32 protein-coding genes are annotated in these 20116 nt (G+C 55.9%); 15 read left to right on the forward strand and 17 right to left on the reverse strand.

Translation table 11 applies throughout. The features are described 5' to 3' along the window. Nucleotides 1-7: 7 nt before the first annotated feature. Nucleotides 8-1636, forward strand: a complete 1629-nt coding sequence (locus tag J9777_RS08595; RefSeq protein WP_209348299.1) for an AbgT family transporter — start codon at nucleotides 8-10, stop codon at nucleotides 1634-1636. 6 nt (nucleotides 1637-1642) lie between these two features. Here the strand turns inward: J9777_RS08595 and rbfA are convergent, their stop codons facing one another. From rbfA to rimP, 9 genes are read right to left on the reverse strand one after another with little or no spacing between them, the layout of a single operon-like run. Then, nucleotides 1643-2041: a 30S ribosome-binding factor RbfA gene (gene rbfA, locus J9777_RS08600; RefSeq protein ID WP_209348300.1), complete on the reverse strand. Its 399-nt coding sequence runs from the start codon at nucleotides 2039-2041 to the stop codon at nucleotides 1643-1645. Further along, nucleotides 2034-2582 (reverse strand): DUF1697 domain-containing protein, encoded by a 549-nt coding sequence (locus J9777_RS08605; protein ID WP_209348301.1) that lies wholly within the window; start codon nucleotides 2580-2582, stop codon nucleotides 2034-2036. Before J9777_RS08605 ends, rbfA begins: the two co-directional genes overlap by 8 nt. Beyond that, nucleotides 2579-3001 (reverse strand): PaaI family thioesterase, encoded by a 423-nt coding sequence (locus J9777_RS08610; RefSeq protein WP_245228549.1) that lies wholly within the window; start codon nucleotides 2999-3001, stop codon nucleotides 2579-2581. The genes J9777_RS08605 and J9777_RS08610 overlap by 4 nt, the downstream gene beginning before the upstream one ends. Then, nucleotides 2998-3423 (reverse strand): PaaI family thioesterase, encoded by a 426-nt coding sequence (locus J9777_RS08615; protein WP_245228550.1) that lies wholly within the window; start codon nucleotides 3421-3423, stop codon nucleotides 2998-3000. The genes J9777_RS08610 and J9777_RS08615 overlap by 4 nt, the downstream gene beginning before the upstream one ends. Then, nucleotides 3423-3635: a hypothetical protein gene (locus J9777_RS08620; RefSeq protein ID WP_209348302.1), complete on the reverse strand. Its 213-nt coding sequence runs from the start codon at nucleotides 3633-3635 to the stop codon at nucleotides 3423-3425. The genes J9777_RS08615 and J9777_RS08620 overlap by 1 nt, the downstream gene beginning before the upstream one ends. Next, nucleotides 3636-6167 (reverse strand): translation initiation factor IF-2, encoded by a 2532-nt coding sequence (infB, locus tag J9777_RS08625; RefSeq protein WP_209348303.1) that lies wholly within the window; start codon nucleotides 6165-6167, stop codon nucleotides 3636-3638. An 11-nt stretch (nucleotides 6168-6178) separates the two neighbouring features. After that, the gene (locus J9777_RS08630) at nucleotides 6179-6955 is read right to left on the reverse strand and encodes a DUF448 domain-containing protein (protein ID WP_209348304.1); all 777 of its coding nucleotides are present in this window, start codon (nucleotides 6953-6955) and stop codon (nucleotides 6179-6181) included. Then, nucleotides 6936-8627, reverse strand: a complete 1692-nt coding sequence (nusA, locus tag J9777_RS08635) for a transcription termination factor NusA (protein WP_209348305.1) — start codon at nucleotides 8625-8627, stop codon at nucleotides 6936-6938. The genes J9777_RS08630 and nusA overlap by 20 nt, the downstream gene beginning before the upstream one ends. Then, nucleotides 8627-9193, reverse strand: coding sequence for a ribosome maturation protein RimP (gene rimP / locus J9777_RS08640; protein ID WP_209348306.1), 567 nt, complete (start codon nucleotides 9191-9193; stop codon nucleotides 8627-8629). Before rimP ends, nusA begins: the two co-directional genes overlap by 1 nt. A gap of 275 nt (nucleotides 9194-9468) precedes the next feature. On the opposite strand from rimP, the gene J9777_RS08645 reads away from it, so the two are divergent. Next, nucleotides 9469-10071 (forward strand): DUF1826 domain-containing protein, encoded by a 603-nt coding sequence (locus J9777_RS08645; RefSeq protein WP_209348307.1) that lies wholly within the window; start codon nucleotides 9469-9471, stop codon nucleotides 10069-10071. A gap of 1 nt (nucleotide 10072) precedes the next feature. After that, nucleotides 10073-10435, forward strand: a complete 363-nt coding sequence (locus J9777_RS08650; RefSeq protein ID WP_209348308.1) for a MerC domain-containing protein — start codon at nucleotides 10073-10075, stop codon at nucleotides 10433-10435. Here the strand turns inward: J9777_RS08650 and J9777_RS08655 are convergent. The 6 genes from J9777_RS08655 to pspF form a co-directional block, all read right to left on the reverse strand. Beyond that, nucleotides 10432-10737: a hypothetical protein gene (locus J9777_RS08655; protein WP_209348309.1), complete on the reverse strand. Its 306-nt coding sequence runs from the start codon at nucleotides 10735-10737 to the stop codon at nucleotides 10432-10434. The genes J9777_RS08650 and J9777_RS08655 overlap by 4 nt on opposite strands. A 104-nt stretch (nucleotides 10738-10841) precedes the next feature. Then, nucleotides 10842-11645, reverse strand: coding sequence for a hypothetical protein (locus J9777_RS08660; RefSeq protein WP_209348310.1), 804 nt, complete (start codon nucleotides 11643-11645; stop codon nucleotides 10842-10844). Between the two features lie 46 nt (nucleotides 11646-11691). Next, nucleotides 11692-12561, reverse strand: coding sequence for a hypothetical protein (locus J9777_RS08665; RefSeq protein WP_209348311.1), 870 nt, complete (start codon nucleotides 12559-12561; stop codon nucleotides 11692-11694). 96 nt (nucleotides 12562-12657) lie between these two features. Then, nucleotides 12658-13077: a VOC family protein gene (locus J9777_RS08670; RefSeq protein ID WP_209348312.1), complete on the reverse strand. Its 420-nt coding sequence runs from the start codon at nucleotides 13075-13077 to the stop codon at nucleotides 12658-12660. Next, entirely contained in the window at nucleotides 13074-13421 is a 348-nt protein-coding gene (locus tag J9777_RS08675; protein WP_245228551.1) for a metalloregulator ArsR/SmtB family transcription factor, read from the reverse strand. Before J9777_RS08675 ends, J9777_RS08670 begins: the two co-directional genes overlap by 4 nt. 69 nt (nucleotides 13422-13490) lie before the next feature. Beyond that, nucleotides 13491-14519, reverse strand: coding sequence for a phage shock protein operon transcriptional activator (gene pspF, locus J9777_RS08680; protein WP_209348313.1), 1029 nt, complete (start codon nucleotides 14517-14519; stop codon nucleotides 13491-13493). A 200-nt stretch (nucleotides 14520-14719) separates the two neighbouring features. Here pspF and J9777_RS08685 point away from each other — a divergent pair, with 200 nt between their 5' ends. The 12 genes from J9777_RS08685 to J9777_RS08740 all read left to right on the forward strand — a co-directional run bounded on the left by J9777_RS08685 (nucleotide 14720) and on the right by J9777_RS08740 (nucleotide 19207). Then, nucleotides 14720-14872 carry a hypothetical protein gene (locus tag J9777_RS08685; protein ID WP_209348314.1) on the forward strand — a complete coding sequence of 51 codons (153 nt, stop codon included), beginning with the start codon at nucleotides 14720-14722 and terminating at the stop codon, nucleotides 14870-14872. A gap of 89 nt (nucleotides 14873-14961) precedes the next feature. Further along, nucleotides 14962-15783, forward strand: coding sequence for a phage shock protein PspA (pspA, locus tag J9777_RS08690; protein ID WP_209348664.1), 822 nt, complete (start codon nucleotides 14962-14964; stop codon nucleotides 15781-15783). A 3-nt stretch (nucleotides 15784-15786) separates the two neighbouring features. Next, nucleotides 15787-16089 (forward strand): envelope stress response membrane protein PspB, encoded by a 303-nt coding sequence (gene pspB, locus J9777_RS08695; protein ID WP_209348315.1) that lies wholly within the window; start codon nucleotides 15787-15789, stop codon nucleotides 16087-16089. Further along, on the forward strand, nucleotides 16089-16463 hold the full coding sequence (gene pspC, locus J9777_RS08700) for an envelope stress response membrane protein PspC (RefSeq protein ID WP_209348316.1): 375 nt from the start codon (nucleotides 16089-16091) through the stop codon (nucleotides 16461-16463). Before pspB ends, pspC begins: the two co-directional genes overlap by 1 nt. 72 nt (nucleotides 16464-16535) lie before the next feature. Continuing rightward, nucleotides 16536-16802, forward strand: coding sequence for a hypothetical protein (locus J9777_RS08705; protein ID WP_209348665.1), 267 nt, complete (start codon nucleotides 16536-16538; stop codon nucleotides 16800-16802). Continuing rightward, a complete protein-coding gene (locus J9777_RS08710) occupies nucleotides 16802-17149 on the forward strand; it encodes a hypothetical protein (protein WP_209348317.1) in 348 nt (115 codons plus the stop codon). Before J9777_RS08705 ends, J9777_RS08710 begins: the two co-directional genes overlap by 1 nt. After that, nucleotides 17149-17526 carry a hypothetical protein gene (locus J9777_RS08715; RefSeq protein ID WP_209348318.1) on the forward strand — a complete coding sequence of 126 codons (378 nt, stop codon included), beginning with the start codon at nucleotides 17149-17151 and terminating at the stop codon, nucleotides 17524-17526. The genes J9777_RS08710 and J9777_RS08715 overlap by 1 nt, the downstream gene beginning before the upstream one ends. Next, nucleotides 17526-17834 (forward strand): hypothetical protein, encoded by a 309-nt coding sequence (locus tag J9777_RS08720; RefSeq protein ID WP_209348319.1) that lies wholly within the window; start codon nucleotides 17526-17528, stop codon nucleotides 17832-17834. The genes J9777_RS08715 and J9777_RS08720 overlap by 1 nt, the downstream gene beginning before the upstream one ends. Then, complete coding sequence (locus J9777_RS08725; RefSeq protein WP_209348320.1) at nucleotides 17834-18106, forward strand: hypothetical protein; 273 nt, start codon at nucleotides 17834-17836, stop codon at nucleotides 18104-18106. Before J9777_RS08720 ends, J9777_RS08725 begins: the two co-directional genes overlap by 1 nt. Before the next feature lie 69 nt (nucleotides 18107-18175). Further along, the gene (locus J9777_RS08730) at nucleotides 18176-18427 is read left to right on the forward strand and encodes a hypothetical protein (RefSeq protein ID WP_209348321.1); all 252 of its coding nucleotides are present in this window, start codon (nucleotides 18176-18178) and stop codon (nucleotides 18425-18427) included. A gap of 23 nt (nucleotides 18428-18450) precedes the next feature. After that, a complete protein-coding gene (locus tag J9777_RS08735) occupies nucleotides 18451-18858 on the forward strand; it encodes a SufE family protein (RefSeq protein WP_209348322.1) in 408 nt (135 codons plus the stop codon). Between the two features lies 1 nt (nucleotide 18859). After that, the gene (locus J9777_RS08740) at nucleotides 18860-19207 is read left to right on the forward strand and encodes a YbaN family protein (protein ID WP_209348323.1); all 348 of its coding nucleotides are present in this window, start codon (nucleotides 18860-18862) and stop codon (nucleotides 19205-19207) included. A gap of 6 nt (nucleotides 19208-19213) precedes the next feature. Here the strand turns inward: J9777_RS08740 and J9777_RS08745 are convergent, their stop codons facing one another. Together J9777_RS08745 and J9777_RS08750 are read right to left on the reverse strand one after the other, a co-directional pair. Next, nucleotides 19214-19573 (reverse strand): hypothetical protein, encoded by a 360-nt coding sequence (locus J9777_RS08745; protein ID WP_209348324.1) that lies wholly within the window; start codon nucleotides 19571-19573, stop codon nucleotides 19214-19216. A 15-nt stretch (nucleotides 19574-19588) separates the two neighbouring features. Continuing rightward, on the reverse strand, nucleotides 19589-20104 hold the full coding sequence (locus tag J9777_RS08750; protein ID WP_209348325.1) for a sterol desaturase family protein: 516 nt from the start codon (nucleotides 20102-20104) through the stop codon (nucleotides 19589-19591). Nucleotides 20105-20116 lie beyond the last annotated feature (12 nt).

Genomic DNA, 20116 nt, shown 5'->3' on the forward strand with positions numbered 1-20116 from the left:
TGTGTAAATGAGCGAAGCAGTCGCAACGGAACAGTCACAAAAGGGCATTTTGGGCTGGGTTGAGCGGACAGGCAACAAGCTGCCAGATCCGGTTTTTCTCTTCTTCTATCTAATTATCGCGCTGGTCGTGATTTCGGTGATCTGCGCAATGGCCGGTGTCTCTGCGTTTCACCCGACCGAACTGGATGAAGCGACAGGGGGGAAACTGAAGATAGAGGCTATCAGCCTGTTGGCCGCAGACAATATTCAGCGGCTGTGGGTCGAAATGCCCAAGACATTCACCCACTTCCACCCGCTGGGATATGTTCTGGTCGTCATGCTCGGCGCGGGTGTCGCAGAGCGTTCAGGCTTCTTCGCAGCCGGCATGGCCAAAGCGGTGAAAAGCGCGCCGAAAGCGCTTCTCACACCGGTCGTCGCTCTGGTGGCGATGATCGGCAACCACGCTGCTGACGCCGGTTACGTAGTGCTGATCCCGCTCGCAGGCATCCTCTTCGCAGCAGCCGGACGTCACCCGCTGGCTGGTATTGCGGCGGCATTCGCGGGCGTATCCGGCGGCTTCTCGGCCAATATCTCTCCCGGTCAACTGGACGCGCTGCTGTTCGGTATTACCGAGGAAGCGGTCGCGGCCAGCTCGCTCGACCCGGCATGGACGGCGAATATCGCAGGCAACTGGTACTTCATCGCCGCGATGACATTCCTGTTCCTGCCGATCATCTGGTATGTCACCGATAAGGTTATTGAGCCGCGCCTTGGCGCATGGACCGGCGGAGCGTCCGCAGGTGCAGACGATGAGGGCCTCAGCCCCGATCCGACGGAGCATACTGGCGAACTCGCAGCGAAGGGTCTGCGTCATGCGGGACTGGCGGCACTGTTTGTCGTGGCGCTGTGGGTAGCGATGGTGTTCGCACCGGGCACGCCGTTGATTAACGAAGCAGCGTGTGACGGTATTCCCGCCGCTGACTGCTCGATCCATTCCGAACTGCGTCCGCTCTACCAGTCTTTGGTAGGTGCCTTCTTCCTACTCTTCCTGCTTACCGGCTGGGCCTATGGCCGCGCGACTGGCGTTATCAAGGACCACCGCGACCTCGTGAATATGATGGCGGAGTCGATGAAGGATATGGGTTATTACCTCGTCCTCGCCTTCGCAGCGGCGCATTTCGTGGCGATGTTCAACTGGTCGAACCTTGGCTTAATCTCCGCAGTGCATGGCGCAGCAGGCATTCAATCGACCGGATTGCCCTTGCCGCTCGTGCTGGGCCTGATGGTTATCTTCGCGGGCTTGCTCAACCTGTTCGTTGGCTCGGCGAGCGCGAAATGGGCACTGCTCGCGCCGATTCTTGTGCCGATGCTGATGCTGCTTGGCATTAGTCCTGAGGGCGCAACGGCCGCCTATCGCGTCGGCGACAGTGCGACCAACATCATCACGCCGCTGATGGTCTACTTCCCGCTGATCCTGGTGTTTGCACAGCGCTGGAAAGCAGACTTCGGTCTTGGCAGTCTGACCGCGATGATGCTGCCATATTCGATTTGGCTGCTGATCTCGGGCACGACGCTGATCGTGGTCTGGTTCTATCTGGGTATTCCGCTCGGACCTGATGCTCCGGTGGCTTACGCGCTGCCGGGCGGCGGGGGCTAAGTAGCCTTAATCGTCCGCGTCCAAATCACGAGCGACCTTCGGATCGCTCAGCAATTGGTCGATCCGTGATGCTTCGTCGAAGCTCTCGTCCGGCTGGAAATTCAGCTTCGGCGCGAATTTGAGGCCGAGGCGTTTGGCGACTTCACGCTGGAAAAAGGCGGTGTTGGTCTTTAGCGCCTTGATCACGACCGCCTCGTCTTCACCCATCAACGGCTTCACATAGACTTTGGCATTGCGCAGATCAGGCGTCATGCGGACTTCGGTCACGCTGACGCTGGTTGCCCGCAGCACATCATCATGCGCTTCCCCGCGCGCGAGCAATTCGGACAGGATGTGCCGCACCCGCTCGCCCACTTTCAGGACGCGGACTGATTGCTGTTCTTTGGTGGACTCGTTTCTAGCCATCGAGCTCGTCCATCTTCGCGAGAATACGTTTCATGCTCTTCATATTGCGTGCGGTGCCGCGAATTCCAAGGCGGCGCGTGATAAAATCGCCGGTCAGCTTGCTGCGCCCAACCCCATCGACATAGTCGACATGCAGCGCATTGGTGCCGCCAGCAATGCGCTCTGGGCCGCGCCCTTCATGATCGATCTGCAACGCCTTCACCTGCATGCCGCCGGGCTGGTCGAGGAAAAACATCGTGTGGACGAATTTTTCCTCGCCCGAATCTGCAAAAGGATTCTCGGCAATGATCGCAGCGAGTTCATCGCGCGTCATCACAACCACTTCGCTGTCGATGTCGAATTCGTCGCGGATGATCCACGCGATCTTTTCCGCAAGCCCCTCGGACGGCATCGGCTCATGCACGAACAATACGTTGCCGCTTGCCGCAACGGTTTCGATTTCTTCAACCTCCTCGCGTTCGAGTGCTTCGCGCAGATCAATCATCTTCAGCCGGTTATTGCCGACATTGATGCTGCCGAGAAAGGCGACGTAGCGCGTCATTGTGGCAGATCCGGTGTGAAGCCGGGGTTTGGCGTAGGAATGCAGGTGGATGTCGCACGGGCGAGGATCGTGCCATCGGGCTCGGTCAGCTCCGCGCTGAGAAATAGCACGCGCTTACCCGCTTTGATGACTTTGCCCGTCGCCACCAACAGCCCCTGCCGGACAGGCCGAAGCAAGGAGAAATTCACATCCAGCATCAGCGGCGAATATTCGCCATTGGTGGAATAGGTGTAGGCCCAACCCATAGTCTCATCGAGGAAGCCTGCGACCAAACCGCCCTGCACGCTGCCGCGCGGAGTGATGAAACTTTCCGGCGCGGTGAAGTTCATAGTGATGGTCGACGTCTCTTCATCGAAAGAGACGAATTCCGCGCCCATCAGTTCTGCGTGGGGCCAGCTTTGCGCTACGAAATCGCTCATGTCTCGGCGCCCGGCACAGCAGTGGGCATAGCGGTAGATGTTGCACGGGCTAGGAGATTGCCATCCTTGTCGAATAGCTCCCCTTCCAGAAACGCAACACGGCGACCAACGCGAATTACGCGGCCCTTCGCGATAATCGTTTCCATCGGAACCATCCGCGCGAAACTCATGTTCATATCGAGATTGAGCGGCAGCAATTCACCATCGGTCGCAGCAAGCAGTGCCGTGCCCATCACTTCATCGAGAAAACCGCCGATCAAGCCGCCCTGCACCGCACCGCGTGGAGACGCAAAGCTTGGCGGCGGCGTATAGCGAACAGTGACCGTCGCCGTCTCCTCGTCAAAGGAAACAAACTCTGATCCCATCAGCTCTGCGGATGGAGAGCGGCGGCGCGTGAAGATTGGTGCACGATCATCTGCCATCAAATTGGATCGCCATCATACAATTTCCACGATGAAGCCGCAGTTCCATACTCTTCAAGACAGAAAAGCTTCGCCATCTTGATATCGTCCTGATGATAGTCACGCTCCGGATGGCGACTATCATCATTTTCGAACACGAAGACGTAAACGCCGACTATATCGGGCTGCAGAACAATCCGCGAAAATAGGCCAGCGTCAAAGCTCTGTTCCAATTACAGAACCCGCTCTTTCTCCTCGATCTCGAAGACTTCGAGGCTGTCGCCCGGTTGGACGTCATTCGTGTCTTCCAGAACTACGCCGCATTCGAGGCCGGTGCGGACTTCGTCCACATCATCCTTGAAGCGTCGCAGCGAGGCAATGGTGGTCGCCGACACAATAACATCGTCGCGGGTGAGACGTGCGAACAGGCCTTTGCGGATCGCGCCTTCGGTGACCATGAGGCCAGCGGCCTTGTCCTTCTTGCCAGATTTGAAGACTTCTTTGACTTCTGCACGACCAACAACGTGTTCGATCTTTTCGGGGCCAAGCTCGCCGGCCATTTCTTTCCCGATTTCGTCGGTCAGGTGATAGATCACATCGAAATACTTCATCCGGACTTTTTCCCGCTCAACCAATTGGCGGGCCTTGGGATTAGGACGAACATTGAAACCGATGATCGGTGCCTGCGATGCCGCTGCGAGCGTTACGTCGCTTTCGGTAATCGCACCAACGCCAGCGTGCAGCACGCGGACCTTGATCAGATCGTTGCCGAGATTGTGTAGCGCAGTGGTGATCGCTTCGACACTGCCCTGCACGTCGGCTTTCACCAGAACAGGGAACTCGACGACGTCGCTCTTCAAATTGTTGAACATCGTGTCGAAGCTGGTCGGGGCGAGCGCTGTACGCTGCGCCGTTGCACGTTCCTGACGGAACTCGGCTACTTCGCGGGCACGTGCCTCGTTTTCAACCACAGTCAACTGATCGCCAGCACCCGGCACACCGCCGAGGCCAAGAACCTCAACCGGCATGGATGGGCCAGCTTCTTTGATCTGCTTACCTTGATCGTTGACCACTGCGCGAACCTTGCCGCTTTCGGTGCCGACCACAAACACATCGCCGCGTTTCAGAGTACCGCGTGTGACAAGCACAGTGGCGACAGGGCCGCGGCCCTTATCCAGCTGTGCTTCGATTACGGTAGCATCTGCCGCACGATCCGGATTGGCTTTCAGTTCAAGCAATTCAGCCTGAAGCGCAATTTTCTCAAGCAATTCATCAAGGCCGGTACCTTTGGTTGCCGACACTTCGACGTCCTGCACATCACCCGACATCGCTTCCACGATGACTTCATGTTCAAGCAAACGCTCACGCACTTTCTGTGCATTCCCTTCTGGCTTATCGATTTTGTTAATCGCGACGATCATCGGGACGCCAGCAGCTTTGGTGTGCTTAATCGCTTCGATGGTTTGCGGCATAATGCCGTCATCCGCTGCGACAACCAGCACCACGATATCCGTGACATTGGCCCCGCGCTGACGCATTTCGGTGAAAGCGGCGTGACCCGGCGTATCGAGGAAAGTGATCTTCGATTTGTCCTTGGTCGTGACCTGATAGGAACCAATATGCTGGGTAATACCGCCAGCTTCGCCCTTGGTCACATTGGTGCCGCGCAGCGCATCGAGCAGGCTGGTCTTACCGTGATCGACGTGCCCCATGATCGTAACCACAGGCGGACGCGGTTTCAGAGTATCCTCTGGATCCTTGTCCTCTTCGACTTTGATGTCGACATCGTCTTCGGAAACGCGTTCGATATTGTGGCCAAACTCTTCGACCAGCAATTCGGCAGTGTCCTGATCAATCGTCTGGTTGACGGTGACCATCATATCCATGTTGAACAGCGCCTTCACCAGATCAGCGCCCTTCTCACCCATACGCTTGGCCAGTTCGCCGACAGTAATCGCTTCTGGAACGATAACGTCACGGACTTGCTTCTCGCGCGGTTTGGACGAACCACCACCTTGTTCGCGGCGTTCTTTTTCCCGTGCACGTTTCAGCGCGGCGAGGCTGCGGGCGCGGCGGCCTTCATCTTCGTTCAGCGCTTTGGTAACAGTCAGCTTGCCCGAACGGCGCTTGTCTTTGCCGCCACCCTTGGCCGGACGCTTCTCTTCCTTCTTGGGAGGACGCTTCGCTTCAGGCCGGGCAACGGGCGTGAACTTACGCGCAGCCGGTGTCGGTGTGGCCTTGCTTTCTTCGGCAGGCGCTTCCTTGGCCGCAGCTTCGGCAGCAGCGATTTCCGCAGCCTGTTTGGCTTCGTCCTCAGCAGCCTTCTTGGCGGCAGCTTCAGCGTCTGCGTCGGCTTTCTTATTGTCTTCCTGAGCTTGCTTCTCTTGCTCGACAGCCTTGGCTTTTTGCTCGGCATCTCGGCGGTTGGCATCTTCGGCAAGACGCAGGCGCTCTTCCTCAGCCTCACGCTGGAGGCGGGCAACGCGCTCTTGCGGGGTCTCGGATGTATCCGCGACTTTCTTCTTAGGCGCAGGTGCTTTGGCAACCGGCTCTGCCGCTGGTTCGGGCGTAGGCTCTGGAGCCGGAGCTGGTGTCGGCGCAGGCGTTTCGCCAGGCTTCAAGAGCTTCCGGCGGCGTTTCACCTCAACCGTGACGTTATTCGTCCGGCCGTGCGAGAAAGTCTGTTTGACTTCTCCACCACCAGCCGGGCCTTTTAGGCCAAGTGGCTTGCGGGTGCGCGTCGGTTTTTTGTCTTCGTCGCTCATAAAGCTCGTCTCTATCTTTCAATACTCAAATCGTCATTCGAACGGGGCGCAGACTGCACCTCGCCCGTATTCTGTAAGGGCTGTTTCGCCCGTAGGAAATGCATCAGGCGCGTTAGGACCGATTGGACCCGTTCTGCGGACTTATCATCTGCCAGCGCCATATGAACGACGTTATCGCGGCCCAATGCCACAGACAGTGCCGCTCGGTCCAGTGGCAAGGTGGTACCCCTACCTTCTAAACGCCCGCCTGAACCTTCGGCATCGCGTCCCACACGCCATGCCTGATCCAGCTTCTTACGCCCATCTTCGCTCGCATCCGATGCGTGTAGCAAGAGCGCAACTCGGCCGGACCGGGCCTGTTCGGCAATCCGGTCTGATCCCAATATAAGTTTTCCAGCGCGCATTTCGAGGCCGAGACGGTCCAAAAGCAAGCGGGAAAGCGCTGTCTCGATCAAATCAGGTAGATCTTCAGGTACGGTCAATTTCGCGCCCTTGAATGCCCGCGCCAACGCGCCGCGCAATTTTCCAGCCGCTAGCGCGTCTTCCAACTCGGCGCGTGTCACACCAAGCCAAGCACCACGCCCGGGCGCGCGCGCCAGCGGATCGGGCAGCACATCGCTGATTCCGTCTTCTTTGGCAGGCGATATCGCAAGCCGGATCAGTCCGTCTTTCGGGGAGACCTCCCCGGACAGAATACAGCGCCGTTCAGGCGCGGAAGCTTTATGCCCCCGCCCCGATGCGGCTTCGGAGATGTCGGAAGCTACAGGCTCATGTGGTGGAGTCCGCATCAGCGGCCTCCTGTGTGTCGGATCCGTCGGTGGAAGCGGCTGGTGCGTCTTCCCCGTTGGAATCAGGCTCGTCTTCGAACCAATGCGCGCGCGCAGCCATAATGATCTCGTTGCCCTGTTCTTCGGTCAAGCCGTACTCGCCCAGAACACCGCCCTTGTCTTCAGTCCGCTTCGACTGCTGTACGTCAGCCTTCATGCGCGGGCCCTCGGTCGGATTCTGGCGGCGCTTCGGTGCTTCGCGCTTCTTGGCGATCAGCTCGTCAGTCGCGAGATCAGCAAGATCGTCAAGCGTCAGAATGCCACCCTTACCCAGCACAACCAGCATTTGCTCGGTCAGATGCGGAAGTTCGGCAATGGCGTCTTCAACGCCCATTTCCTGACGCTCGGTGCGAGCAGCTGCCTCGTGACGTTCGATCGCTTCCAGAGCACGGCTCTGAAGTTCTTCAGCAAGCTCCTCGTCGAAGCCTTCAATCGCGCCCAGCTCTTCAAGCTGCACATAGGCAACTTCTTCCAGCTCGGCGAAACCTTCGGCAACCAGAAGCTGCGACAGCGTTTCGTCGACATCGAGCTCTTCTTCGAACATTTTCGAACGCTCGGCGAATTCCTTCTGGCGTTTCTCCGAGGCTTCTTCCTCGGTCATGATGTCGATCTGGTGACCGGTCAGTTGACTGGCGAGACGGACATTCTGACCGCGACGGCCAATCGCAAGACTCAATTGATCGTCAGGAACAACGACTTCGATACGGCCTTCATCCTCATCGAGAACAACGCGCGCAACAGTCGCTGGCTGTAGGCCGTTGACCACGAAAGTCGCGGTGTCTTCCGACCATGGAATGATGTCGATCTTTTCGCCCTGCAATTCCTGCACGACAGCCTGAACGCGGCTACCCTTCATACCAACACAGGCACCGACGGGATCGATAGAACTGTCATGGCTGATCACGCCGATCTTGGCGCGGCTGCCCGGATCGCGAGCAGCGGCTTTGATCTCGATAATGCCATCGTAAATCTCGGGTACTTCCTGAGCGAACAATTTGCGCATGAAATCAGGATGCGCGCGACTGAGGAATATCTGCGGACCGCGATTGTTGCGCTCCACCTTAGTGATAATCGCGCGGATACGTTCGCCGACACGGGCGGCCTCCCGCGGAATTTGCTGGTCGCGGCGGATAACGCCTTCTGCGCGCCCCAGATTGACGATCACATGGCCGAACTCAACCGATTTGATCACGCCAGTGATGACTTCGCCGTCACGATCTTTGAATTCTTCGAACTGACGCTCACGCTCGGCATCGCGAACCTTCTGGAAGATCACCTGCTTGGCGGACTGTGCATCGATGCGGCCCAGATCAACCGGAGGTAGCGGATCGACAATGAAGTCGCCCAGCTTGGCATCATCTTCGAGCTTCTGCGCCGCTTTCAGATCGACTTGCTTGAAGTAGTCTTCGACTTCCTCAACCACTTCGACAACACGCCACAAACGCAAATCGCCGGTTTGCGGATCGAGCTTCGCGCGAATATCGTTCTCCGCACCATAGCGGTTACGCGCGCTCTTCTGGATCGCTTCTTCCATCGCTTCGATGACGATCGCTTTGTCGATCATCTTCTCGGTTGCGACAGCGTTCGCGATTGCAAGCAGCTCTGCCTTATTGGCGGAAATAGCACTGGCCATTAATTGTCAGCCTTCTCTTCTTCATCTTCTGAAATTTCATCGGCACCGGAAGTGTCCAATGGTTTAGTCGCAGCAATCAGCGCGTCGGTCAGGACGAGCTTTGCCGAATGGATCGAACCGAGCGGAAAAGATACCGCACCGGCCTTGTTATCTTCAATTGTGACAGTCTCAGCTTTTATGCCGACCAAATTACCGCGTAGGTGGCGCGGGCCGTCAAAGCCCTTGGCCATCGAGACTTTTGCCTCATGCCCTGCCCAGTCAGAATAATCCTTGGGGCGCGTCAGCGGGCGGTCGATACCGGGCGAGCTGACTTCAAGGTGATAAGCACCTTCAACCAAAACGTCGCCCTGCTCTTCCAAAGCATCAATCTGCTCGGACACTGCGCGCGACAAGGCTGCGCACTGCTCGATCACCAGCTGCCCCGTCGCCGGATCCTCCGCCATGATTTGCAACGCTTGGGTTCCGTCACCGGCTTCCGAAGGCATCATCTTTACGCGCACCAGATCAAAACCGAGAGCTTGCGCTTCGGGTTCTATAATCTGCGTCAGGCGTGCCAGATCGGCCATTCGGTCTCCGTCAGTAAACAATCGCTGTGACAATAGAGTTTCGTGCCGGCCCCTTTCGGCGCCAGCCCCACTTTGTAGTCACAATGTCGGGATGAGAGGCAGATAGGCGGGGACCAGCGCGATTGCAACATGAATCGAATACGCCGAGCACAAATACCCTCAATTTGATCTGACGATGATGCCTGAACACGCAAACAAATAACTTGCGGGATTGCCTCGACCCGCCTAGCGGAAAGGATATGTTGTAACATTATCTTTGGCGGTCTTTTCCTCTCATGACGACACTATTGCATTCCACAATTGCTAAATCCGATTCCGCAAGCGTCCTTCGCGAAGTACGCAATGAGGATTGCAACCTCGCTATCTGGGAGCGCGCATCCATTGCCGGTATCGAAGGGCTTTTTTTGGGTTCGCCGGACGATGTGCGCTTCACGGCATCGCTAAATGATCTGCCCGATCAGTTGCGCAAACAGTTAAATATGTCCGGCTTCACCGCGACTTCTGCGCGCGATAGGTTGATCGCTGACACCGTTCAGTTGGCGGCGATGTACTGCTCGATCTTGGCCACCGATGCACTCGAAATCCGGCTTGAGACGGTAACGACAAACGCCTGCCGCAAATGGCATTCCGATTATGTGACTGCACGCGTCATCACGACATATGTCGGTTCCGGCACGGATTGGCTCGATGCGGAAGATGCAGCGCGTATAGAACACGGGCTTGGTCCTACAAACATCAACTCGCTGCAACCTGGAGATGTCGGAATTTTTAAAGGTAGGCTCGCGACCAACGCACCGGCAATCCACAGATCTCCGCCAATCGATGGTACAGGCGAGAAGCGGCTTCTACTTGTGCTCAATCCATCTGCAGAGGTCTGAAGTGCAATCTCCGGCAAGTTTCGACCGCGCCGCCGTTGCGCTTAGCGTGGCATGCGTCGCTCATTGCATGGTGCTACCAGTTATCGCCATTTCTATGCCGTTCTTAGCTGCAAGCGTAGAGGCAGAGTGGGTGCATTGGACACTGGCTGCATTTGCGACCTTCGCATCAACAAGCGTTATCATGCATCGCAGCACAACCCGCGAGCCATCATTTCTGGTACCGGCTGTAACAGGTATGATTTTGATTATAGCGGCATTGTTTGGAGAAAGTTTCGGTATCGATGAAACACTACCGACGGTCTTTGGCGGAATCTTACTGGCAACAGCGCATATTCGGCGACTTATCGGTAAGCAGCCCCATTAGTTGCAGAAGCGCTGAACTTGGCGGTCGAGCTCGTCAATTTTGCGGGCATCGCGGTCGGTTGTTCCGTTATCGAGCGAACGCTCCCACGCATCGGCTGCGAGCTCTTTGAACCGGATGCACTGTTCGCGCTTGGCTTCCGTTTGCGCGTTCTTTATTTCTTCGCCAATCGAACTGCCATCAAGCGATGCCATGGGCTGGTTCATAACATCGTCTACATTGCGCGGTGCGGAAACCGCATAGGCAACCCAGCCTGCGATCACGACAGTGCCAGCTAGACTTGCGATTGCTTTGATGCCGTTCATCAACCATCTCCCTATCAGTGTTGGACACGGTAGTTGGCACGTCCTAAATCTGAGTTAACCGGTGTTTGTCGCACTGAAGGCAAAGTGCCGGACTGTCGCGGTTTTCACATCTCTTCGATTTTTTCGTACTTACCCTTGTTGAGCACCCAGGCATCGCCATCGATAATCACAAAGACTCTTGCCGGTATATAATAGCTTTGAAAATAGTGAATTTCGGTCGGATGCTTATCTAGGACGTGAGACACTCCCAGCGCATAGGGCTTTTGGCCCTCTGGGCCATCCTCGAGCCCCATGGTGAGACACGAATTCGTAAACTTGCGCGATGATTTGACCTTCCCATCTGGTGTAACATCGAACCGGTAGTGACCGCCAAAGGGATAAGAATTTTCTTCGGTCGTTGATGTGAGCAAATATATTTTGATCACCCCGTCCTCGTCAGGTGGAAGGCCGATGAAATTCGCAGAGCTGCGGGTGCAAAAGCCCCACTCCTGTTTCTTGAATTCCTCGATTGCCGCTGTACGCGCTGCGACTATGCTTTCCAGCATCGGAGACAGGGCAACCCGGGTTTCTGCGTCATGCACCCCGCCGCCGATTACTTTCGAACCTGCAACTTCGTAGCGGGCGAATTCGTGGTGACCCTCTTGATCTTCGGCAAAGAAAACCAATCCAAGGTTCCCGTTGTCGAGCGGTTCGACCACATAGCCGCGCAAATCATTCTGAGCTGACATATCGACCGTTTCGGCAAGCGCGTCAGTGCCGTGCCAAGCCGCTTGGTCGTGTAAATAGAGTTGCTGGCCGAGTTCCATGGATTTGACATTGGCAGCTTCAGCCTTCTCGGACGGTTCCTTCGCCATCACAGGGGACGCGATCATTAGCGCGGTTGCGAGTATTGAAATCAGATAGCGCATGGCAATCCTTTAGAAATCTTGACATTCAGAATTTTGTCCAGCGGCTTCACTGGCTGCCTGGCATCACGCCATCAGCCATCGCTTTGCCGGCTGCGATTTCTTCCTCGGTCCAATTGACGTAATCAATGTCCCAAGTGACCTCCGCCGCGGTGACCTGGAGAGCCAAATTCATATAGCGCGCGGCGAAATGATGAATCTCAGTGGGGTGCGGATCAAGTACGTGGACGAACGGAAAGTTGTCTGGCGCATTGTGGACATAACGTTCGAAGCGCGGCGCATCGAGACAGGAATTCTCGAATGCGCGGCCACTAACAGCCTCGCCCTCTGCATTAACCATGAAGCGGTAATGGCCGCCCAGCGGGAAGCGCCCAGGGACAACCGGTGGTGAAAGAACATATACCGCGATCATGCCGTCCTTGTTCGGTGGCAAAGTGACATAGTTCGCTGCTCCCGACCGGCATAACGGCAATTTCTGCTCGGCGCCCTGCTTCATCGCCATATCGCGCGCTGCGATCTGCTTCAGCAGGAAGTCTGACAAAGGGTGCTTAGCCGGGTCATCGTGCATTTTTGCCGAGACCAGAGCGCCGCCGTCTACCTCGAACAGAACGAACTCAAAGAGCGACCCTTCGCGCTTAGTGTAAAACACGACGCGGATATTACCGTTGTCGAGTTCTTCGGTCATGAATGTCAGATATTCTGGGCGATCTTCTGCTCTCAATTGCCGATTGAGTTCATCGTGCGCCAACCATGACGCCCGATCATGCTGAAACATCTGCTCGCCAATCCGTGCAGCTTCAGCATTCGCAGCGATCTGCTCGGCGCTGGCACCTTTGGGGGCACCTTCGGGATTGGCCGGAACAGCTGGCGTGGAGAAAGCCAAACCAAACAGCACCGGCAAGAACAACAAACGCTTCATATAATCCCCAAAATCCAACCGAGCGGCACTGATCAACCTTGTGCCAGCGGGCGTTTCATGACGCAATGGCGCAAAGTTGCAGCGATCCGTCCGACATCAACAGCAGTGGGCACTTTTACCGATGACTTCGATATCCGGCGCTGCACCATAATCTTCACGCTGGCCATCGGTGAAAAATGCTTCCCAGACGATACCATCAGGATCGCGCGTCCAAGTCTTGTACGAATGCGCATAACAGCACTGCGTTTCACCCTCTTCGAATGTGTCCGCACCAGACGCTTCAATGTTGCGGTAAATGTCCTGCAGTTCGTCGTCATTCGATGCCTGTAGTCCAACATGCGCGATGCCGCTCTTGCCCTTTGCTGGCTCAATCGAGATGTTCACAAACGGATCATCGAGCAACCATTTCTTATAGTCTGGCTCATCAACTGTCGGTTCGGCGCCGAACAGTTTGGTGTAGAAATTGGTGGACACTGCAAGGTCGTTCACGCGCAAATTCATATGAAGCCGCTTCATGTAGGCTCTCCTGTAGCGATTGTTTTGTGGGTACTTTCAATACTGCGATCTTCAGCGCAGCAATTTTCGAGTAGATATGAGATCAGATTCTGCATCGTTCCAAATCTGACGCGGTAGATAACTGACCGGCCTTCGCGCCGCTCCGCCACCAAACCGGCGTGTTTCAGATTCGTGAGATGAAACGAGAGCGAACTCGCTGGTACGCCAACCCTTTTGGCAATCACGCCTGCTGCGAGTCCAGCATTCCCCGCTTTTACAAGCTCGCGAAAAACAGCGAGACGATTGACCTGCGCGAGAGCTGCCAGGGTTTCGACGGCCTGCTCCGACTCCGAGTACTTCATCATTTCCATATTTCGATAATTATGGAAATGAATCGAATTTGTCAAGCCTGCGTTGACGTAATCGCCAGTCAGTCAGCCTTCTGCCAGCCCGTGTTTCTTGATGCAATGGCGCAGCTGATCGTAACTGAGGCCCAGCGCTTTGGCGGTTTGACGCTGGTTCCAGCGGTGCTTGCCCAGCGCATGTTCAACAATGGTGCGCTCATGCTCGTCGACCGCTGCGCGCAGATCATCAACCAATTCCAGATCAGCCACAGGCGATGCTGCTACTGAAGGTGATGCGACTGCCTCGGCTGGCTTCGACTTGCTCGAGGCTTCGCCAATGGGCTTCCATGGGGAATCGAACGGATCGAATTGCACATGTGCAATCGGCTCGTTCCAATCGTCCCAACGATAAATCGCACGCTCGACTACATTACGCAGTTCGCGGACATTTCCTGGCCAAGGATGATTATCGAGTTCCTTGCGGACGTGCTCGGCGAAGCCGGGCCAGCCTTCCCACCCAATCTCCGCCGCCATCCGCCGCCCGAAATAGTCGGTCAGCATATCGATGTCGCCTTCGCGCACGCGGAGCGGCGGCAAGGTGATAACCTCAAAACTCAGCCTATCGAGCAAGTCGGAACGGAATGTTCCTTCTTCCGCGGCCTTGGGCAAATTCTCATTGGTCGCTGCGACAATCCGCACATCGACATTGATAGGACGCGAGGAACCAATGCGCGTCACTTCGCCATATTCAACAGCCCTCAACAGGCGTTCTTGCGCGGCCATCGACAGCGTACCCAGTTCGTCGAGAAATAATGTGCCTTTGTCGGCTTCTTCAAACCTTCCGGCGCGTGCTTTGGTAGCACCTGTGAAAGCGCCTGCCTCGTGACCGAACAATTCGGCCTCGATAAGCGTTTCGGGAAGAGCCGCGCAGTTCATCGTGACTAGCGGTTCACCCCACCGTTCGGACAGACGGTGGAGACGCTCTGCAATGAGCTCTTTGCCCGTTCCCCGCTCGCCCACAACGAGCACCGGACGCCGCATCGGAGCCGCGCGACTGGCGCGCTCGACCGCGTCCAAGAATGCCCCGGATTGGCCGATAAATTGGTTCTTTTGCTCCATTGCCCCAACCTATAGTGAAAATTCCCAATGGTTGGCAATAGGCACTAAGTCGGATTTTCGGCTGATTCAGGCAACATATTGAATATATTATAGTAAATCAGTTTGGCACACCCCTTGCTAAGATGTGGACAAGAAATGTGTGAACAATACCAAACGGTGTCGAAAGTCAGTTTTGCCGCCATCTTAGAAGGAACCGTGCCATGTATGACCGCCGCTTTTTCCAGACCAAACTGGGCCAGGCCGCAATGGCTAGTATCGCTGCAATGTGTGCATTCGTTGCACTGACAACGCAGATGCAAGTTGATCCGGCATTCGCCGCATCGCCAGCAATCGAAGCGGTCGAGCTCGCATGAACAAGCCTTCCGACAAAGGTTCGGGAGAACGGGATCCCCTAGCGCCTGAAAAAGGGCCTAAGGCTGCCGGAGCGCAGGTCGATAGTGACATGCCCCCGCGCAATGCGGTATCCCGCTTCGAGGCTGAGGTAGAACGCCTTCGCCAGACCCCGACACCTACGCAGACTGCTAATATGCAGGCGCAAACATTCAATCTGTTCAACAGTGGAGCACCCTTGATGGGAATATTCAGCCGAACCCGTGATATCATCGCCGCCAATTTCAACGATATGCTGGATAATGCCGATGACCCGGCAAAAATGATCCGCATGATCATCCTCGAAATGGAGGAAACTCTGGTCGAAGTGCGCGCAAGTGCGGCACGGACGATCGCCGATCAAAAAGAAATGCATCGGCACACGGTGAAGCTGGACAGACTGCAGGCTGATTGGGGCGAAAAAGCCCAATTGGCTCTGAGCAAGGATCGTGAAGATCTTGCACGCGCTGCTCTGGTTGAGAAGAAGAAGGCGTCGGACATGTCCGATCAGCTGAAAGCAGAGATCGCTGTGCTGGACGACGCCCTTCGCGCTTACGAACAGGATATCGCGAAGCTGCAAAATCGTCTCCGCGAAGCCCGCAGCCGCCAGACGGCCATCGCGGCCCGTCTGGAAAGCGCCGAAAACCGCGCCAAGCTGCGTACGCTGATGAGCACAGAGCGGACCGATGATGCCCTCGCCAAGTTCGACCAACTCGAACGCCGCGTGGATTATGCAGAAGGCCGAGCCGAAGCGATGTCGATTGCCGACAATAGCGGCAAACCATCGCTGTCAGACGAGATCGCTGCCCTCGAAGGCTCCGACAAGGTCGACGAAGAACTAGAAGCTATGAAGGCTGCCCTGAAAGGCGCCTCAAACGATAAGAAGGGTAAGTAAACCATGGAAGATATCCTCCCATTCTTTGCAGTACCAACGGTTATCATTGGTTTACCGTGGCTAATCCTCCACTACGTCACGAAATGGAAAACAGCGGCTACCATTACCACCGATGACGAGGATTTGTTGGGCGACTTGTATCAACTCGCCAAGCGTCTCGACGAACGGATGGATACGGTCGAGCGCCTCGTGGCTAGCGACAACCCAGACTATCAGCCAGCCCGTCTGATGCATGACCGCGAAACAGACAATCAGCAATTGCGCGAGCTCGATCGCATGCTCGCCGAGAAGAAGGAAGCCCGGTAATGACTAGCGAACGCACCACCCTGTATCGCGACAAGCAAAACGCCAAATTGATGGGCGTCTGTTCGGGGATCGCGGATTACACAGGCGTCAATGTCCTGTGGGTCAGACTGGCGGCACTCATTCTCGCATTCAGTACTGGCTTTGCAATTCCGATTTACTTCGTCACCGGCCTGCTTCTGAACAAGAAGCCTGCGCATCTCTACGTCGATCAGGACGAACAGAAATACTGGCAGCGCGTCCGCCAGAGCCCGCAGCGTAGCGCTCGCGAAATTCGTAGCCAGATGCGCGACATTGACCGCCGCCTAGCCGATGTTGAGACATATTACGTAACCAGTAACCCGCGCCTGACCGCCGAAATTGAGCGCCTGCGCTAAGACAACAACAAGATAGGGAGGACTAACGTGGGTGAGATAATTGGACTGGTTGCCGTCGCTGCACCGTTTCTGATGGTTTTAGGAATCGTGTGGATCGGCAGTCAGAAGAAACTCGAAGAGAAACGCATCGCCGCAACCGCTGAGATGAGCTCTGAGAAAGCAGCACAATACGCCGCACAAACAGCAGAACTCGAACAGCGTGTCCGAGTGCTGGAACGCATCGTGACTGACCGTGGGTATGACGTAGCGACACAGATCGAAGCACTTCGCGATCAGCAAGAAGTGGACAATGCCGGCAGCGGAACACCGCTCAATATCGCCAAAGGGGAGCGCGTATAATGGATTGGGGTGGACCTGCCTTTGTGATCGCGATCATCGCGCTCAGCACCGGTGGCTGGCTGATCAACAATTGGATCCGCGCCAAGCACGGATACGAACTGGAAGACGAATGGGGCGGCAAGACTGCACCCAAGAACACCGGTGAGATTAAAGAGCTTCGCGCTGAAAACGCCGAATTGGTCCAGCTGCTCAAAGATCAGGGCAAGCGCATGGAAACGCTCGAGCGGATTGTGACCGACAAAGGTTACCGCCTGAACGAAGAAATCGAAGCTCTGCGCGATCTGCCAGACGCCAAGGCACAAGATAGCGGCACGCCGCTCAATATTTCGAAGAAAGAACGCACGTAATGCAAGCCGAGACCATCATCCCCCATCTGCCATGGATCATTGCGGCAGGCCTAGCCATCGGCGGCGCAGGTGTTTTTGGCTGGATCCACACGACCCGGCTTAAGATCAAGCATGGCTATCCACTGGAAGGCATGTGGGGCCAGTCGCTCAAACCAACGACGGACGGCCAAACTGCCGAACGGGTGACCCTGCTGACTCAGGAAAATGCGCAACTGCGTGCAGAAGTCGGCGCGATGAAAGACCGGCTCGCCAATGTCGAACGGATCGTCACCGACAGCGGTTTCCAAGTGAATAACGAAATCGAAAAGCTCCGTGATCGTTCTGGTGAAAGCGCTGGCGTACCACTGACCGAGCGCCAAACAGAAGGGAACGCATAATGGACGGCGATCTTGTCCTGATTTTCACTTTCATCCTCATCATCGCATCGATTGCGTTGGGCGTGGGCAGTTCAATCCACCGCAGGGCCAACGAGCATGAAGAGCGCAAACTTGAGCTACTTGCCCGGACCAAAGAAGCCGAATCTGGCGGCGGTGTTTCGACCGAAGCGTATAAGAAATTGGAAGATCGGGTCCGGGTATTGGAACGTATTGCGACCGATCGCGGTCAAGACTTGGCATCACAGATCGAAGATTTGCGCGGGCTACCCGACGCGGATCTCTCTGCCAAAACAACGGAGAAAGTATAATGGGTTTCTGGACAGCAGTTGTCATCATCGTAGCGATTGGCGCCGTCGCCAGCGTGCTTCAAGCACGGTACCGCGCCCAAGCGGGGATCATCGCCGACAAGCAAGGCAACGAGCAATTTATCGAACGCTCTGATCCTGACGCACAACGCGAAGTCAAAGAACTGCGCGAACGGATCAAAGTTCTAGAGCGTATCGCGACTGATACGAACACATCCGAGAGCCGGAAAATTGCAGCGATCTCTGACGAGATCGAGAGCTTGAGAGACAAGTAACAAACGGATGCGGGCCGCGTGATGGCTAAACCCAATTTTTGGGGCCCGTGTTGAGGGAGGATTTGTGAAATGACCGAACAGATCATCATATCCAGTGCAACGATTATCGGCATGACGATTGTCGCCTTGATCGGCCTTCGTGGTTGGCAAGGATGGCTGGCGCTGAAAGAGCAAGAGCTTGAACGCACTGGCACCATCCGTCAGGAAGTCGATACCGGTTCCGATGTGGGATCAAGCGCGGGCGCCGCCCGGATCGAGATTGCCGATCTAAAAGAACGCATCCGCAAGCTGGAAGCAATTGCCAGCGGGGTGGATTTGTAAGCCGCAGCCACTACATGCGCTGCATGCGCACACTCGAAGACATCCAAGAAGAATATGAATTTCTCGAAGGCGATGAACGCTATCGCTTGCTGATCGAACTGGGCCGCGAGCTTGATGATATGCCAGCCGCTCTCAAAACTGACGCAACTCTGGTACGCGGATGTTCCGCCAGTGTGTGGGTTTATCCAACCGAGGAAAACGACGCGTTGCATTTTCTAGCAGACAGCAATGCCGCGATCACTAAAGGCATCGTTGCGCTCGTGATTTCAGCCGTGCAGGATAAGCCGGCACAAACTGTCGCCGATATGGATGTGACAGCGGCGCTCGATCCATTTGATCTCAAAAACCAGCTCAGCTCCAACCGGACGCAAGGCATCCCCAATATGATTTCCTTGGTAAAGGAGCACGCGGCGCGCATCGCCGCTGGCTGATATGCGCCCTTTCTATCTCATTGTCGGGATAGTCTCGGTTATTTTGGGAGTGATCGGCGCTGCTCTGCCGATCATGCCGACGGTTCCGTTTCTTATTCTGGCCGCGTTCTGTTTCGCGCGAAGCAATCCAGTGTGGGAGCAAAAATTACTCGATCATCCCAAATGGGGGCCGCAACTGCGCGATTGGCGCGAGCGCAGAGCCATATCGCGCCGCTCGAAAATTCTGGCGATCACCGCGATGACAGTAGGCGCAGTCTTTACCTGGTACACACTGGGTGCACCCTATGTTTACATTTCGATCGCGATCCTTGTGATCAGCGGAACGTGGATCGCTACTCGAAACGAGTAGTAGCGCTCAGTCTTCCCGGTCCATCGCAAAGGACCCACGATCATCGGGCAGAAACCATGATCCGCTGATCGATGTTCCGTCGGCACTCAATACGCCTTCATAGCTAATCGGCCTTGCGGGCGGTTGCCCAATCGCATCATCATCGGGAATGTACTTCTTGACGAAGTTGATAGTTCGATCCGTGCATACGCCCTCAATTTCGGCGCGGCGATTTCCGCTCTGCTCGGTGTGGGGTTCAATTACCAGCCCGCGAAGCTGCCCATTCTCATCCTTCAAGCGAAGCCGGAATTCGGTTTGTTCGACATCGTCGCCCGAATAGGCATAGGTGCCTTCCCATATGCCCGACAGATCGATTGCTTCGGTCACTTCTGTAGCCCTTAGTTAGATATCGCTTGGCCGGATCTTTGCGGTTCCGGCATCGCGCTGATGCTTCAATTCATTCTTAAGCACCGCGGGATCGCGAGCCCATAGAAAGCCAAAGCTAACACCGCCTTCTTTACCAATGGTTGCATGATGCAATTTGTGCGCTTGCACGAGCCGCTTCGCATAGCCGCGTTTGGGAACCCATTTGAAATAACGCTGATGAACCAAACCATCATGCACCAGTGTGTAAATGATGCCGTAGCATAGGATGCCGATTGCGATCCATGTCGCAGGAACCCATGCCGCGTCGCCCAGAACCCATTCGCTGCCCCAGATGAACATCGAAATACTCATAGCGGCGCCGAACAGGCCATAGAGATCGTTCTTCTCAAGGGGCTTATCATGCGGCTCGTGATGGTCGCGGTGCCATCCCCAACCCCAGCCATGCATGATGTATTTATGGCTCGCCCACGCGACCCACTCCATCGCCGCGATGGTGAGGAGGACAATCACAACAGGGACAACAACTTCCATAACGATCGCCGC

This window comes from Pontixanthobacter sp. CEM42, from assembly GCF_017812015.1.
In the GTDB taxonomy this organism is placed as follows: Bacteria; Pseudomonadota; Alphaproteobacteria; order Sphingomonadales; family Sphingomonadaceae; genus Pontixanthobacter.